Source organism: Chelatococcus sp. GCM10030263 (assembly GCF_042666455.1).
Taxonomy (GTDB): Bacteria; Pseudomonadota; Alphaproteobacteria; order Rhizobiales; family Beijerinckiaceae; genus Chelatococcus.
The window spans coordinates 165,264-177,694 of record NZ_JBHTDB010000003.1 but is presented as its reverse complement, the minus strand read 5'-3'; the positions used below and the strand labels follow the sequence as shown (position 1 = coordinate 177,694).

Here is a 12,431-nt window from a genome sequence, read left to right as displayed (position 1 = left end):
GGGGCTCGGCGCGCGGCGTCGGTCGGCAGCAATGGAAAGATCAGCGATGTTCAAGAATATCCTCGTTCCCATCGATCTTGCCGATGCGGAGTTCTCGCGTCAGTCGATCGACAAGGCGGTCGCCTTCGCGAGCGCGACCGCGGGTGCCGTGCGGCTCGTCTATGTGCGCGCCATCCTGCCGGTGACATTCATGGAGTTCGTGCCGCCGGATTTCGAGACCGAGCAGCAGGAAAGCGCCGAGACCAGGCTCGCAGAACTCGCCCGCAACGTGGTGGCGCCGGAAATCAAGGTGAGCCACGTGGTGCGACTCGGCTCCATCTATAACGAGGTGCTGCAGGAGGCCGCAGAGATGAAGGCCGACCTGATCATCGTCGGATCGCATCAGCCGGCGATGTCCACCTATCTTCTCGGCTCGAATGCCGCCACCATCGTGCGGCATGCCACCTGCTCGGTGCTCGTGTTGCGCAGCTAGCGGGCATCGCCTGCAGGCGACGGGGGCGTGGGGGCCGCCTCAAAAAAGCGATCGCCCGGACCTTGGGGATCCGGGCGAAGGTCGTCGATCGAAGAGGCCGCGCGTCAGCCGCGGTTGGGGCCGTGCTCGCGTGCCATGCGCCGCATCATCGCCCCACCGCCGAAGGCGTTGCGCGAGAGCATGGTGAAGCGGCGCTTCTGGGATGCGTCGAGGCTGTTGTAGAGGGGCTCGGCCGCATCGGCGATCTTTTTGAGGTCGGCGGCGCGCCGGTCCATCATATTGGCGCGCATCCGCAGCCGCTCGATCGCGCCGGGACGATCGCCGCTGCGGCGCGTTTCACGCATCTTGGCCATGCGGTCGGCGCGCTCTTTGGCGAGGTCGCGCAGCGCGGTCTCGAGCGCCGGCCACTGCTTCTCCTGGTCGGCCGTGAGTTTCAGGCCGGCCTTCAGTCCGGCGATCCGGGCGTCAACCAGCGCGGCACGGTCTTCCATGCTCATCCGGGGGCGCTGGCGATGCTCCTGCTTGCCGGGCGCGGGGGCGGCCTGTTCAGTGGTGGCGGGCGGCGTCGACTGAGCCTGCTGCGCATAGGCCGTCGTGATCACCGCGGGGCCAGCGGCGGCCATCGTGGCGAGCGCTGCAATCAAAGTTCTTCTCATGACATTCCTCCATCAAGGGAAGCGCAGGATGCAATCCGCCGCCGTCTCGTTCAAATTAAATTTCAGTAAGGCGCCGCCTTGAAAATGCCGCACACACTAAAGGAATAAGTATATCGGTTAACCGATAAGAATATTGTTGATCCGTTTGGGGTGATTTCCGCCCATTATTAGCATGCTCGTGGATGTCCAGGGCCTCGAAAAGAATTTCGACTTTCCCTTTGCGATCGGCGCGCCATCAGTGCTCACGCGGATGTGCACGATCATCGCAATCTCGGCCTTGCTTTTGGCACATGTCTATCCCCAATCTCCTGCCGCATGAATTCGATGGATCGCACTGTGGATCAACGCACCCGCTCACCTCGACCGTCGCGCACGCGGCCGCCTCGCCTCAAGCTGCCGTGGCTCGACCGGGCGGGACGCCTGTCCTGGCTGAAGCTCCTCACCTTCCTCCTGGTGCTCGTCCCCGGCCTCTGGATTGCCTTCTCGTGGTGGATGGGGTGGTATCAGCCAAAGCCGGTGACGGAGGCCATCCACCAGACGGGCCTCTGGACCGTGCGCCTCATTCTCGCTTCGCTCGCCGTCACGCCGCTGAGGCGCATCGGCAATTGGCCGCAACTGATCTTGATCCGGCGCATGCTGGGCGTTGCAGCCTTCACCTATATCGCGCTGCACTTCTCCCTCTATTGCCTCGACCAGCAGTTCGACCTCGGCCGGGTCGCAAGCGAGATCGCGCTGCGCATCTATCTCACCATCGGCTTCGTCGCGCTCCTGGGGCTTGCGGTGCTCGCGGCGACCTCGACGGATGCGATGGTCAAGCGCCTCGGCCGCCGCTGGCAGCCGCTGCACAGGCTGATCTACGCCATCACACCGCTGATGCTGGTGCATTTCTTTCTGCAGTCGAAGATCGACGTTACCGAGGCGGTGCTGATGGCGGGGATGTTCGTGCTCGCCTTCGGCTATCGGCTCATGCACCGCCTCGGCATTCCGTTGAAGCCTTTGCCGATGGTCGGGATGGCTTTGGTGGGCGGGCTCGCCACGGCACTGATCGAGACCGGCTGGTATGCGACAACGACCGGCGCGCCCTGGCGCCTCGTGCTCGCCGCCAACCTCGACTTCGATGTCGCCATCCGTCCGGCATGGTGGGTCTGCGCAGCCGGCTTGGGGCTCGCCGCCGTTGCCGCCTTGCGGCTGCGCAAGACGAGCCTGCCGAGCGGCCGCACCGGGCGCGTCGCCATGGAGGCGGGCTAGAGCAAATCCGGCTTGGATGGAATCACCTGCTTCCATCCAAGCCGGTGAATTTGCTCGTCTAATTTTAAGCGGAGCAAGTCCGCAACAGACGGACTTGCTCTAGCGCTCCTTGGCTGATCGAGAACGGCAGGCCATCAACGCAATGGCCGGGACGAGCCCGGCCATCACAGGAATGCGGTGTCGCAAAGAGCGGGTGGGGCTCAATACCAGAAGGGGCCGCCCCAAGGGCCGAAGTCGAAGGCGGTCTGCTGATTGATTTCCGCCGTCATCTGCTGCTCGTTCACCAGATTCTGCTGGAAGGCCATCTGCCGGTAACTCTGGTAGGCCGACTGGGGGCCGTAATAGAGGCAGCGGCACACCGTCGGGTCGGCATAGAAATAGACGACCTGGTTGTTCTGGTTCTGCGCGAAGAACTTGTGTGGCGGGAAGGCCTTCAGCGACGCGATCTTCTGCGGCGTATCCGCCAGTTTTACCTTGAAGCCTGCCGCCGCGAGCATGTCTTCCTTCTGCCCGACGGTCATACAGCCCCCGAGAGCCAAGCTCGTGGTGGCCAACACTCCGACCATAGCCGCGATCGATCCTCGTTTCACGACATACCTCTCTCGTTCGTTGCCTCGGGGGCGATGCACGCGGCGACGAGAGGTCGACGTGGCCTGCCCATCGACCGTAATCTCGGCCGACGGGGCGGCATCTTACGCAGTTTTCCGATCCGCGCAGCAGAAAAGCCAAGTTTACTTCGACATAGCGCACGATAGGCGATTAACCATAAATCAGCCGAGTGTAGCGAGTGCCTGGGTCAAGTCGGCGATGAGATCATCCGGGTGCTCGATGCCGATCGACATGCGAATCGTGGCATCGCTGATGCCGATGCGCTCGCGCGTTTCCTTCGGCACGCCGGAATGGACGGTGGTCGCCGGGTGGCAGACGAGGGACTCCGTGCCGCCGAGACTGACCGCGAGCTTGATGATGCGCAGTGCATTGAGGAAGCGGAAGGCCTCGGCCTCTCCGCCGGCGATATCGAACGCGAAGGTCGTGCCGGCCGCCGTGCACTGGCGATCATAGACCGCCCGCGCCGGGCTGCCTTCGGGCAGGAAGGCCGGATAGTAGACATGCTCGATGAAGGGATGGGCGACGAGAAAGGCGGTCACGGCCTCGGCGTTGTGGCAGGCGGCCTTCATGCGCAACGACACCGTTTCCAGCGAGCGGCCGATCATCCAGGCCGAATGGGGATCGAGCTGATTGCCGATCGCGCCGCGCAGAAGCTTGATCGGTCCGGCTTTTTCGCGGCTGCCGAGCACCGCGCCGGCCACAAGATCGGAATGGCCGCCGATATATTTGGTCAGCGAGTAGACCACGAGATCGGCGCCGTGCTGCAGCGGCTTCTGAAACAGCGGGCCGAGCAGGGTGTTGTCGCAGACGATGAGCGGCCGCGTGCCCTGACGGGCCGCAATCTCGTCCGCCGCACGGGTGATGAGGGCGAAGTCGACGAGGGTGATGAGCGGGTTCGACGGCGTCTCCAGAAAGATCACGCTGACGCGCCCACCCTTCGCGGCTGCCTTGTCCACTGCAGTCTCGGCGGCAGCCATCACCGCCGCCTCGTCGACGCCGTCGATGAAGCCGACGGCATTGACGCCGAAGGCGGCCAGCGTGCGCGCAATCAGTGTTTCGGTTCCGCCGTAGAGCGGCTGGGAGTGCAGGAGCACGTCGCCCGGCCGCATGGTGGCGAGGAATGTGGTGGCGATTGCCGCCATGCCGCTGGAAAATATGGCACCGATCTCGGCGCCCTCGAAGACCGCCAGGCGATCCTCGACGATCTCGCTGTTGGGATGATTGAAGCGGGAGTAGACGAGGCCGGCCTCGGTCCCTTCCGGCGGCGAGCGGCGCCCGGCGGTGTAGTCGAAGAAGTCACGGCCGTCCTCGGCCGAGCGGAAGACGAAGGTCGAGGTGAGGAAAACCGGCGGCTTCACGGCGCCTTCCGACAGGGTCGGGTCATAGCCGTAGCCGAGCATCAGCGTTTCCGGATGAAGCTTCTGATTGCCGAGACGGTCCTTGTGATAGTCGGAGGCGCTCATGGCCTGCTCCTTTCCGCTGTTCCTGCCGAGCCCGCCCTTCAGGGTGGCCGCTCCTCTGATGTAGGGCGCCTCGCAGGCACCCGCATCGCAAGGCCGGCATTGGGGACACACCATCGGTAAAATGCCGTGGCCGGATGACCAACATTCGGTCGCGCCCCTTTGCGCCCGTCGGTGTTCCGTCCTACCTTTGCTCAATGCGCCGTCTGATGCTCCTTCGCCATGCCAAATCCGACTGGCCGGAAGGCCTGGCCGACCATGAACGCCCACTCGCGCCGCGCGGCCGCGCCGCCGCGCCGCTGATGGCGCGCTACATGGCGGCCGAAGGACTCCTTCCCGATCTCGCGCTCGTGTCGCCCGCCAGGCGGACGCGCGAGACCTGGGAACTCGTGGCCGACGCCCTTGGGCATGAGGTCGCGGTAACGAGCGAGCCTCGGATTTATCAGGGGCGCGTAGAGGGCCTGATGGCCATGCTGACGGAGATCGAGGCGGCGGTGGATACGGTGCTCGTCGTCGGGCACAATCCCGGAATGGCGGAGCTCACGCTCCTGCTCGCCGGCGCGGGCGATCGCCGGTCCCTTGCGGCGGTACAGCGCAAATTCCCGACAGCCGCCCTGTCGGTCATCCGGATCGACAGCGATTGGGCCGATATCGCGCCCTTCAAGGGGCGGCTCGAGCGTTTCGTCACGCCGAAAAGCCTTGGCGGAGAGGATGACTGAAGCTGTGTCATCCCCTATCTCTGAGACGTGAGCGCAACATCCCTCTTCGGCGATACCGTCGACGCCTTCAAGAATCTGGGCCATTTCGCAGCGGCGACCGTGTCGCCGCGGCTCAGGCTCGGCGTCACCGGGCTCTCGCGCTCGGGCAAGACCGTCTTTACGACGGCCCTTGTGCACCATCTCCTGTCAGCCGTTGCCATGCCGGTGTTCCGGGCCTCCGCGGAAGGGCGCATTCGCAAGGCGCGGCTCGACGACCAGCCCGACGATACGGTGCCGCGCTTCCCCTTCGAGGAGCATATGGCGGCCTTGGCCGAGCCGGAGCGGCGCTGGCCGGAATCGACCAGGCGCATCGCGGAACTGCGCGTCAGCATCGATTACGAGCGAGCATCCGGCTGGATCAAGGGGCCGGCGACGCTCGCCCTCGACATCGTCGACTATCCCGGTGAATGGCTGCTCGATCTCGCGCTGCTCGACAAGAGCTTCGCCGAGTGGTCGCGCGAGACGGTCACTGCCAGCCGCCGCCCGGAGCGGGCGGAGATCGCAGCGCCCTGGCACGCGGCGCTCAAGGCGCTCGATCCGGCAGCCGTTGCCCCGGAAAGCGCCATTGCCGAACTGGCCACCGCCTTTACCGGCTATCTCTCCGCATTGCGGGCGGGTCCGGAGGCGGTTGCGACCACGCCCCCGGGGCGTTTTCTGATGCCGGGCGATCTCGCGGGATCGCCGGCACTGACCTTTGCGCCGCTCGATCTGCCCCCCGGCTTCACGAGCCCGCCGCGCAGCCTCGCCGGGCAGATGGAGCGCCGCTACGAGGCCTATAAGGCGCAGGTGGTCCGCCCCTTCTTCCGCGAGCATTTCGCCCGGCTCGACCGGCAGATCGTGCTCGTCGACGTGCTCGCCTCGCTCGATGCGGGGCCTGCGGCGCTGGCGGAACTGGAAAAGGCGCTCGATCAGGTGCTGATCGCTTTCCGCGCCGGCCGCAACACCATCCTGTCGAGCCTCTTTTCACCGCGGATCGACAAGGTGCTCTTCGCCGCGACCAAGGCGGACCATCTGCACCGTGCCGACCACCAACGGCTCGAAGCGATCCTGAAGCTCCTTGTCGAGCGGGCCATCCGGCGCACCCAAGGGGCGGGCGCCATGGTCGGCACCGTTGCCATGGCCGCGATCCGCGCGACGCGCGAGGCGACTATTCGCGAGAGCGGCGAGCAGCTCGCCGCGATCGTCGGCATGCCGGCCGCGGGCGAAGAGGTCGACGGCCAGATCTTCGACGGCGAGACGGAAGCGGCCATCTTTCCCGGCGAATTGCCTGACGCGCCGGAGCTGGTCTTCTCCGGCGGCGTCGCTCCCGGTGCCCTGCGCTTCCCGCGCTTCCGCCCGCCGCGCCGTGCCATGGACCACGGCGGCCGGCTTTCACCGCTGCCGCATATCCGTCTCGATCGGGCGCTCGAATTCCTGCTCGGCGACCGGCTGACGTGAGGACATGACCATGCAGGGCGACAATTCAGAGATGCGACGCCGATCCCCACGCGCTTTCCGCCTCGACGATCCCGCCGTCGCCGCCCTAAAGCCCGGCGAGGAGAGCAGCGCGGTACGCGACGCCCGCATCGTCGTCGAGGAGGAGGACGCGCCCTTCGACGAGCCGGAGGTCGCGGCCGGATCACGGCTGCGCCGCCGCACGCCGTGGGGCGCATGGCTCGTCTCGGCGCTCGGCGGGCTCGCCCTGCTCGGTCTCGGCCTCGGCCTCGACCGGCTGATCCGCGATCTTTTCGCTGCCTATCCGGCGCTCGGCTGGTTCGCGGCGGCGCTTGCGCTGCTCGCCGTGCTCGCCTTCCTCGCCATTATCCTGCGGGAAACGGCCGGCATCCTGCGCGAGCGGCGCATCGAGGCGCTGCGGGCGCGCAGCGAGAAGGCGATGCTCGCCAAGGACGATCGCGCCGCGCTGGATGTGGTCGCCGCCTTGAGCGCGCTCTATGCGGGGCGGCCGGAGACGGCGCGCGCCCGCACGCTGCTCGCCGGCATGACCGAGGAGATTGTCGACGCCAGCGACCGGCTGGCGGTCGCCGAACGTGAACTTCTCGTGCCGCTCGATCGCCAAGCCCGGCGGATCGTGGCCAATGCCGCCAAGCAGGTGTCGCTCGTCACCGCGGTCAGCCCGCGGGCCATCGTCGATGTCGGCTTCGTGCTCTATGCCTGTATGCGGCTCGTGCGGCGCATCGCCTTCATCTACGGCGGGCGGCCGGGCTTCTTCGGGTTCCTGCGCCTTTCCGGCAACGTGCTGTCGCATCTCGCCGTCACCGGCGGAATGGCGGTGGGCGACGGGCTGATCCAGCAGGTCATGGGCCTCGGGCTTGCCGCCCGCGTTTCGGCGAGGCTCGGGGAGGGGGTCCTGAACGGCCTGCTCACGGCCCGCGTCGGGCTCGCGGCCATCGCGGTCTGCCGGCCGATGCCTTTCGTTGCCGCCGAGGAGCCGCGCCTGCAGGACGTCGCCGCAGGCCTCTTCGATCGGGCCGGCGAGCCACTCGCATAGCGTGCAGTCATTGCGGTTTTGAAAGCGTCGGCTGCGCTTGGCGGATAGAGATCCTTATGGTCGATAGCGTTCCCGATGAGAACTCCGATCGAGTTCGCCCGCACCGATGAGGACTGCCGAATGATCACGCTACCATCCAGCAGCTTGAGGCGCGTCGTGGGAGGCGTAAGCGCGGAAGAAGCGCACGAAGACAGCTTGATCATGAAGAACTGGCTGGCGGACCAGGGGATGTCACCTGGGCTTCAGGCCTTCTTCCTCGACGAGTTCAGCTCCGAATCCATACGCGACCAGCTCGCCAGGGAAGCATCGCCGACCGCCGGCCGGATCAACGACGTCTTCATCTATCAATACACCGATGCCAGCGCCGCCGTCGTGCTGCGCGGCGACCATGCGGTCGGGCCGATCATCTGCATCGGCCAAGCCGATCAAGGCGAGGACGAAGAGGTCGTCTTCGGGCATACAGGCGCCTATTACGGCTATCAGGTGGTCTGAGCCGATGCGGCTGCTCTCGAAAGACAATGCGTTCCGCGTTTCGGGCGGTGTTGAGCTCGGTTCCTCCGACTTGATACCGGCGACGGACCTCCTGCTGGTCGACCTCTCGAGGCTGCCGCCGGCCGATCGTTCCAGGCTCCTGGACGCGTTCACGCCGGCCGCGTTGCGCAGGGAAGTTCAGAGGGAGGCGGCGCCGACCGCGGGAATTCTCAGCGAAGCCTTCATCGGGGATTATTCGGTTGCGATCGTCGAATCCCGCCTCGGTCCCTCGCAAGACCCGGTGATCTGCATCGGTCAGGCGGGCGAGGAAGAGGCGGTCGTGTGGGACCGATCCGCTATTCCCTACAGCTATCGGGTCGGCTGAGTGATTGAGCCGCTCCATACGCGCATTCCCGCTGTGCGGTGAGTATTCTTGAGATTGCCGGGCTGGCGTAGCATGGTTGCTGCCGACGAGACGCGAGCATGAGAGGCTTCCCATGACCAAGTCGGCAATGCCCATGAAGCGGCTCGGCCGCAGCGGTCTCACCGTATCCCGGCTCGTGCTGGGGACGATGACCTTCGGCGGACGAACGGAGGAAGCGGAGGCACGCTCCATCGTTGCGGCCGCCGCCGATGCCGGCGTCAATTTCATCGATACCGCCGATACCTACACGGACGGCGCCTCGGAAGAAATAACCGGCCGCGCCATCGCTGCTGACCGGCATCGCTGGGTGCTGGCGACCAAGCTCGCCAACCCCAATGGCCCTGGCCCGAACGAGCGCGGCCTGTCGCGCAAGTGGATTCACCAGGAGGTCCAGGCGAGCCTTAAACGGCTTGGCACGGACTTCATCGACATCCTCTACCTGCACAAGGAAGATCGGCTCACCCCGCTCGAAGAGACGGTGAGGGCGCTTGCCGACCTGCAGCGCGCCGGCGCCATCCGCTATTTCGGGATCTCCAATTTCAAGGCCTGGCGGATCGCTCGCATTGCCGCGATCTGCGACGCCGAGGGCATCGACCGGCCGGTGGTCGATCAGCCACTCTATCACGCGCTCAATCGCTCCGTGGAGGTCGAGGTGCTGCCGGCTTGTGCCGAGCTCGGCATCGGCGTGGTCGTCTACAGCCCGACGGCACGCGGCGTGCTCACCGGCAAGTACCAGCCGGATGCGCCGCCGCCGGAGGGCAGCCGCGCCGCCTTCGCCAACAAGCGCATGATGGAGACGGAATATCGGCCGGCTGCGGTGGCGGCCGCGGCGGAGATCGCAGCCCATGCTCGCGCTCGCGGGCTGGAGCCCGCCGCTTTCGCAACCGCCTGGGTGCTCGCCAATCCGCTCGTTACCGGCGCCATCGCCGGGCCGCGAACGATGGAACAGTGGCTGAGCTATCTGGCTGCCATCGATATAGACTGGTCGTCGGAGGACGAGGCCGTCGTCGAGCGGCTCGTGCCGGCGGGCACGACCGCCGTGCACCAGTTCATGGACCCGGCCTATCCGGTCGAGGGCAGGCCGGTACGGTCGTGACTCCCGCTAGAGCAAATCCGCCTTGGATGGAATCATCTGATGCCATCCAAGGCGGTGAATTTGCTCGTCTATCTTTGAGCGGAGCAAGTCCGCAACAGCCGGACTTGCTCTAGTCGGCGAAACGGCCGACCGGTGTGCCGGGAATGTCGACCGGCATGCTGAACACACTGCCCGAGAGGGGAGAGCGCGCAAGGTCATCGGCGCTCAGCCCCTCTGTCAGGCTTGTGAAAAACAGGGTCTTCAGGTCCCGCCCGCCGAAGCACGGCATCGTCGGCCTGAGCACCGGGACGGGAATGCGGGCGAGAAGGCCGCTGTTCGGCGCAAAGCAGTTCAGGCAGCCGGCCGAGATGCCGCAGCTCCAGTAATTGCCGGCGCTGTCGGTCGCGCCGCCATCGGGGCGGCCCTCCTCTTCGCTCAAGGTGCGGAAGCGCCGGCGTTCGGAGATCGCGCCCGTTGCCGGATCGAAGGTCCAGCAATCGATCCACGGGCCGCGGGAGTCCGTATGGTACATGATGCGCCCGTCCGGCGACCAGGCGAGGCCGTTCGCGGTGCCCAGTCCCTCGACCTTGCGTTCGGCACGGCCGTCCGCCGTGACGCGGTAAAGCGAAGCTGACGCCTGCGTATTGGGCTTCGTCATGCTGCCGACCCAGAAGGCGCCATCCGTGCCCACCTTGCCGTCGTTCAGCCGGGCGACGAGCGGATGCGTCTCGACGTCGGCGGCCAGCATCTCCAATCGGCCGCTCTGCCGGTCGAAGAGCTGAACGGAACGGCCGAGCGCCACCACGAGCCGGCCGCTGCGCGTCAAGCCGAAGCTGCCGACCGGCTCCTCGAAGCCCCAGCGCCGGCGTTCGCCGCTCGCGAGATCGAGCTCATAGATCGCCGGCTCCATGATGTCGCACCAGAGCAGGTGTCCGTGCTCTTCGTCCCAGACGGCGGATTCGCCGACACGCTGGGACATGCGGGCGACACAGCTGATCTCGGCCATGATTGGTTTTTTCCTCCGTTGCGATCCTCGATCCATCTTGCCGCGCGGTCGGCTTTTCCGATCGCTTGTTGGACTTCGAAGCTCTGCCTGGGTGATGATCGACGACCGGCCGGCTCCGATGCCGACCAGTAGTGCTCACGTTAGAGATTTTGCCGCGCGAAGGAAATGCCGGCCGCTGGTTGTGGATCGGTGCGCAAAATGCGTGTGTCGGAATTGATTTCTGTTGACGGCCGAATTCTTTTGAAAGAGCAGCTACAAGGGTTAGACGATAAAGTGAGCTCCCAAGATATATGTCTGGGATTTTGCTCGCGCCGGTTGTGGTGGGGCCTATTGGACCCGCTTCGATCGTAGCAGAGCATGCTCCGGGGTGGGGCCGCAGCCGACAGATGCTTTTCAATTCTCTCGCGTTCCTGGTGGTCTTCCTGCCCGCCGCGCTTGCTCTCCACGCGCTCGTGGAACGCTTTCGTCCGGATTGGCGGCTGCCGCTGCTGCTTGCCCTGTCGCTCGCTTTCTACAGCTACTGGGACTGGCGTTTCCTGCCGCTCATGGTTCTGTCGATCGCCGTCAACTGGGCTGTCGCCCGGCTTTTTGCGGCAAGCGGGCGGTCGGCGCTCATCGTCCTGGCGATCACCCTCAATCTCGCGGTTCTCGCCCTCTTCAAATACGAGGATTTCTTCGCAGGCCTTGCCAATCTCCTGCCCGGCGTGTCGGTGCCCGAGCTCTCGCTCGCCCTGCCGCTCGGCATCTCGTTCTTCACCTTTCACCACATCATGTATCTGACCGATCTGAAGGCGGGTAAAACGAAGACCTTCGACGTCGTCCGCTACGGTCTCTACATCGCCTTCTTTCCGCAGGTTCTCGCCGGCCCCCTGGTGCGCTGGAGCGAGATCATGCACCAGTTCGACGAGCGCCCTTATCAGCGCAGCGACGCGGCCGAACGCTTCTCGCGCGGGCTCATGTTGCTCGTCGTCGGGCTGGCAAAGAAAATACTGCTCGGCGATCAGCTCGCTGCCAATGCCGATGCGATCTTCGCGGCGGCCGAGAGCGGGGTGGTGACGGTAGCGCAGGCCTGGCAGGCCACGCTCTCCTTCACCTTCCAGATCTATTTCGATTTCTCCGGCTATACCGATATGGCGCTCGGCATCGCGCTCCTCTTCGGCATCGTTCTGCCGCAGAACTTCGACAGGCCCTATCGCGCGGTGTCGCTGCAGGATTTCTGGCGCCGGTGGCACATGACGCTGTCACGTTTCCTGCGCGATTATCTCTATATTCCCCTCGGCGGTAATCGGCACGGCCTCAAGGTGCAGCTTCTCGCGCTGTTTGCGACCATGGCCTTGGCCGGGCTCTGGCACGGGGCGGGGCTCACCTTCGTGGTCTGGGGCATTGCCCATGGCATCGGCCTTTGCGTCGGCCTTATGTGGCGGCGCGCCGGCTGGCCCATGCCCGCCGTGCTCGGCTGGTTGCTCACCTTCCTCTTCGTCACCTTCGCCTGGGTGCTGTTTCGCGCCCACAGCTTCCAGGGTGCTTTGAACATCTATCAGGGGCTCGTCGGGTTCACGCCGCTTGGTTCCGGTATACGCTGGCGGGCGATCGTCTGGGCGGCGGTTTTTGCGATGATCGGGCCAACCGCCTGGACCCTGGTGCACAAGCCGCCGCCTCATCCCTTGCTCGCGGCCGCCTTGGCAGTCCTTTTCGTGGTCCTGCTTCTCAAGATTGGCGACGATGAAACCTATGAGTTCATCTACTTCAACTTCTGAGCAGGGT

General features: G+C 65.4%; 13 protein-coding genes. 9 read left to right on the top strand and 4 right to left on the bottom strand.

What is annotated here, in order from left to right; translation table 11 throughout:
• Positions 1-46: 46 nt before the first annotated feature.
• Positions 47-472 carry a universal stress protein gene (locus ACFQU1_RS05515; protein WP_378130135.1) on the top strand — a complete coding sequence of 142 codons (426 nt, stop codon included), beginning with the start codon at positions 47-49 and terminating at the stop codon, positions 470-472.
• Positions 473-576: 104 nt separating this feature from the next.
• Here ACFQU1_RS05515 and ACFQU1_RS05510 read toward each other — a convergent pair whose 3' ends face one another.
• Positions 577-1,116 carry a Spy/CpxP family protein refolding chaperone gene (locus ACFQU1_RS05510; RefSeq protein ID WP_378130133.1) on the bottom strand — a complete coding sequence of 180 codons (540 nt, stop codon included), beginning with the start codon at positions 1,114-1,116 and terminating at the stop codon, positions 577-579.
• Positions 1,117-1,464: 348 nt separating this feature from the next.
• Between ACFQU1_RS05510 and ACFQU1_RS05505 the strand changes: the two genes are divergently transcribed.
• Positions 1,465-2,376 carry a sulfite oxidase heme-binding subunit YedZ gene (locus ACFQU1_RS05505; protein WP_378130131.1) on the top strand — a complete coding sequence of 304 codons (912 nt, stop codon included), beginning with the start codon at positions 1,465-1,467 and terminating at the stop codon, positions 2,374-2,376.
• Between the two features lie 200 nt (positions 2,377-2,576).
• Here ACFQU1_RS05505 and ACFQU1_RS05500 read toward each other — a convergent pair whose 3' ends face one another.
• Both ACFQU1_RS05500 and ACFQU1_RS05495 read right to left on the bottom strand, forming a co-directional pair.
• The gene (locus ACFQU1_RS05500; RefSeq protein ID WP_378130129.1) at positions 2,577-2,942 is read right to left on the bottom strand and encodes a hypothetical protein; all 366 of its coding nucleotides are present in this window, start codon (positions 2,940-2,942) and stop codon (positions 2,577-2,579) included.
• Between the two features lie 204 nt (positions 2,943-3,146).
• Positions 3,147-4,448, bottom strand: a complete 1,302-nt coding sequence (locus tag ACFQU1_RS05495) for a cystathionine gamma-synthase family protein (RefSeq protein ID WP_378130127.1) — start codon at positions 4,446-4,448, stop codon at positions 3,147-3,149.
• Between the two features lie 206 nt (positions 4,449-4,654).
• Between ACFQU1_RS05495 and ACFQU1_RS05490 the strand changes: the two genes are divergently transcribed.
• The 6 genes from ACFQU1_RS05490 to ACFQU1_RS05465 all read left to right on the top strand — a co-directional run bounded on the left by ACFQU1_RS05490 (position 4,655) and on the right by ACFQU1_RS05465 (position 9,682).
• Positions 4,655-5,164: a SixA phosphatase family protein gene (locus tag ACFQU1_RS05490; RefSeq protein ID WP_378130125.1), complete on the top strand. Its 510-nt coding sequence runs from the start codon at positions 4,655-4,657 to the stop codon at positions 5,162-5,164.
• 27 nt (positions 5,165-5,191) lie between these two features.
• Positions 5,192-6,640 carry a YcjX family protein gene (locus ACFQU1_RS05485; RefSeq protein WP_378130123.1) on the top strand — a complete coding sequence of 483 codons (1,449 nt, stop codon included), beginning with the start codon at positions 5,192-5,194 and terminating at the stop codon, positions 6,638-6,640.
• 10 nt (positions 6,641-6,650) lie between these two features.
• On the top strand, positions 6,651-7,691 hold the full coding sequence (locus ACFQU1_RS05480; protein WP_378130121.1) for a YcjF family protein: 1,041 nt from the start codon (positions 6,651-6,653) through the stop codon (positions 7,689-7,691).
• A 120-nt stretch (positions 7,692-7,811) separates the two neighbouring features.
• Positions 7,812-8,183 carry a hypothetical protein gene (locus tag ACFQU1_RS05475; protein ID WP_378130119.1) on the top strand — a complete coding sequence of 124 codons (372 nt, stop codon included), beginning with the start codon at positions 7,812-7,814 and terminating at the stop codon, positions 8,181-8,183.
• A 4-nt stretch (positions 8,184-8,187) separates the two neighbouring features.
• Positions 8,188-8,547 (top strand): hypothetical protein, encoded by a 360-nt coding sequence (locus ACFQU1_RS05470; RefSeq protein ID WP_378130117.1) that lies wholly within the window; start codon positions 8,188-8,190, stop codon positions 8,545-8,547.
• A gap of 127 nt (positions 8,548-8,674) precedes the next feature.
• Entirely contained in the window at positions 8,675-9,682 is a 1,008-nt protein-coding gene (locus tag ACFQU1_RS05465; RefSeq protein WP_378131577.1) for an aldo/keto reductase, read from the top strand.
• A gap of 109 nt (positions 9,683-9,791) precedes the next feature.
• On the opposite strand, the gene ACFQU1_RS05460 is transcribed toward ACFQU1_RS05465, so the two are convergent.
• The gene (locus tag ACFQU1_RS05460; protein WP_378130115.1) at positions 9,792-10,667 is read right to left on the bottom strand and encodes an SMP-30/gluconolactonase/LRE family protein; all 876 of its coding nucleotides are present in this window, start codon (positions 10,665-10,667) and stop codon (positions 9,792-9,794) included.
• A gap of 386 nt (positions 10,668-11,053) precedes the next feature.
• Here ACFQU1_RS05460 and ACFQU1_RS05455 point away from each other — a divergent pair, with 386 nt between their 5' ends.
• On the top strand, positions 11,054-12,424 hold the full coding sequence (locus ACFQU1_RS05455; RefSeq protein WP_378130113.1) for an MBOAT family O-acyltransferase: 1,371 nt from the start codon (positions 11,054-11,056) through the stop codon (positions 12,422-12,424).
• Positions 12,425-12,431 lie beyond the last annotated feature (7 nt).

What these genes read in the sequence shown, in the direction of transcription:
- ACFQU1_RS05515 (WP_378130135.1), top strand. Translation starts at nt 47, where the DNA reads ATGTTCAAGAATATCCTCGTTCCCATCGATCTTGCCGATGCGGAGTTC.
- ACFQU1_RS05500 (WP_378130129.1), bottom strand. Translation starts at nt 2,942, where the DNA reads ATGGTCGGAGTGTTGGCCACCACGAGCTTGGCTCTCGGGGGCTGTATG.
- ACFQU1_RS05495 (WP_378130127.1), bottom strand. Translation starts at nt 4,448, where the DNA reads ATGAGCGCCTCCGACTATCACAAGGACCGTCTCGGCAATCAGAAGCTT.
- ACFQU1_RS05490 (WP_378130125.1), top strand. Translation starts at nt 4,655, where the DNA reads ATGCTCCTTCGCCATGCCAAATCCGACTGGCCGGAAGGCCTGGCCGAC.
- ACFQU1_RS05480 (WP_378130121.1), top strand. Translation starts at nt 6,651, where the DNA reads ATGCAGGGCGACAATTCAGAGATGCGACGCCGATCCCCACGCGCTTTC.
- ACFQU1_RS05475 (WP_378130119.1), top strand. Translation starts at nt 7,812, where the DNA reads ATGATCACGCTACCATCCAGCAGCTTGAGGCGCGTCGTGGGAGGCGTA.
- ACFQU1_RS05470 (WP_378130117.1), top strand. Translation starts at nt 8,188, where the DNA reads ATGCGGCTGCTCTCGAAAGACAATGCGTTCCGCGTTTCGGGCGGTGTT.
- ACFQU1_RS05465 (WP_378131577.1), top strand. Translation starts at nt 8,675, where the DNA reads ATGCCCATGAAGCGGCTCGGCCGCAGCGGTCTCACCGTATCCCGGCTC.
- ACFQU1_RS05460 (WP_378130115.1), bottom strand. Translation starts at nt 10,667, where the DNA reads ATGGCCGAGATCAGCTGTGTCGCCCGCATGTCCCAGCGTGTCGGCGAA.
- ACFQU1_RS05455 (WP_378130113.1), top strand. Translation starts at nt 11,054, where the DNA reads ATGCTTTTCAATTCTCTCGCGTTCCTGGTGGTCTTCCTGCCCGCCGCG.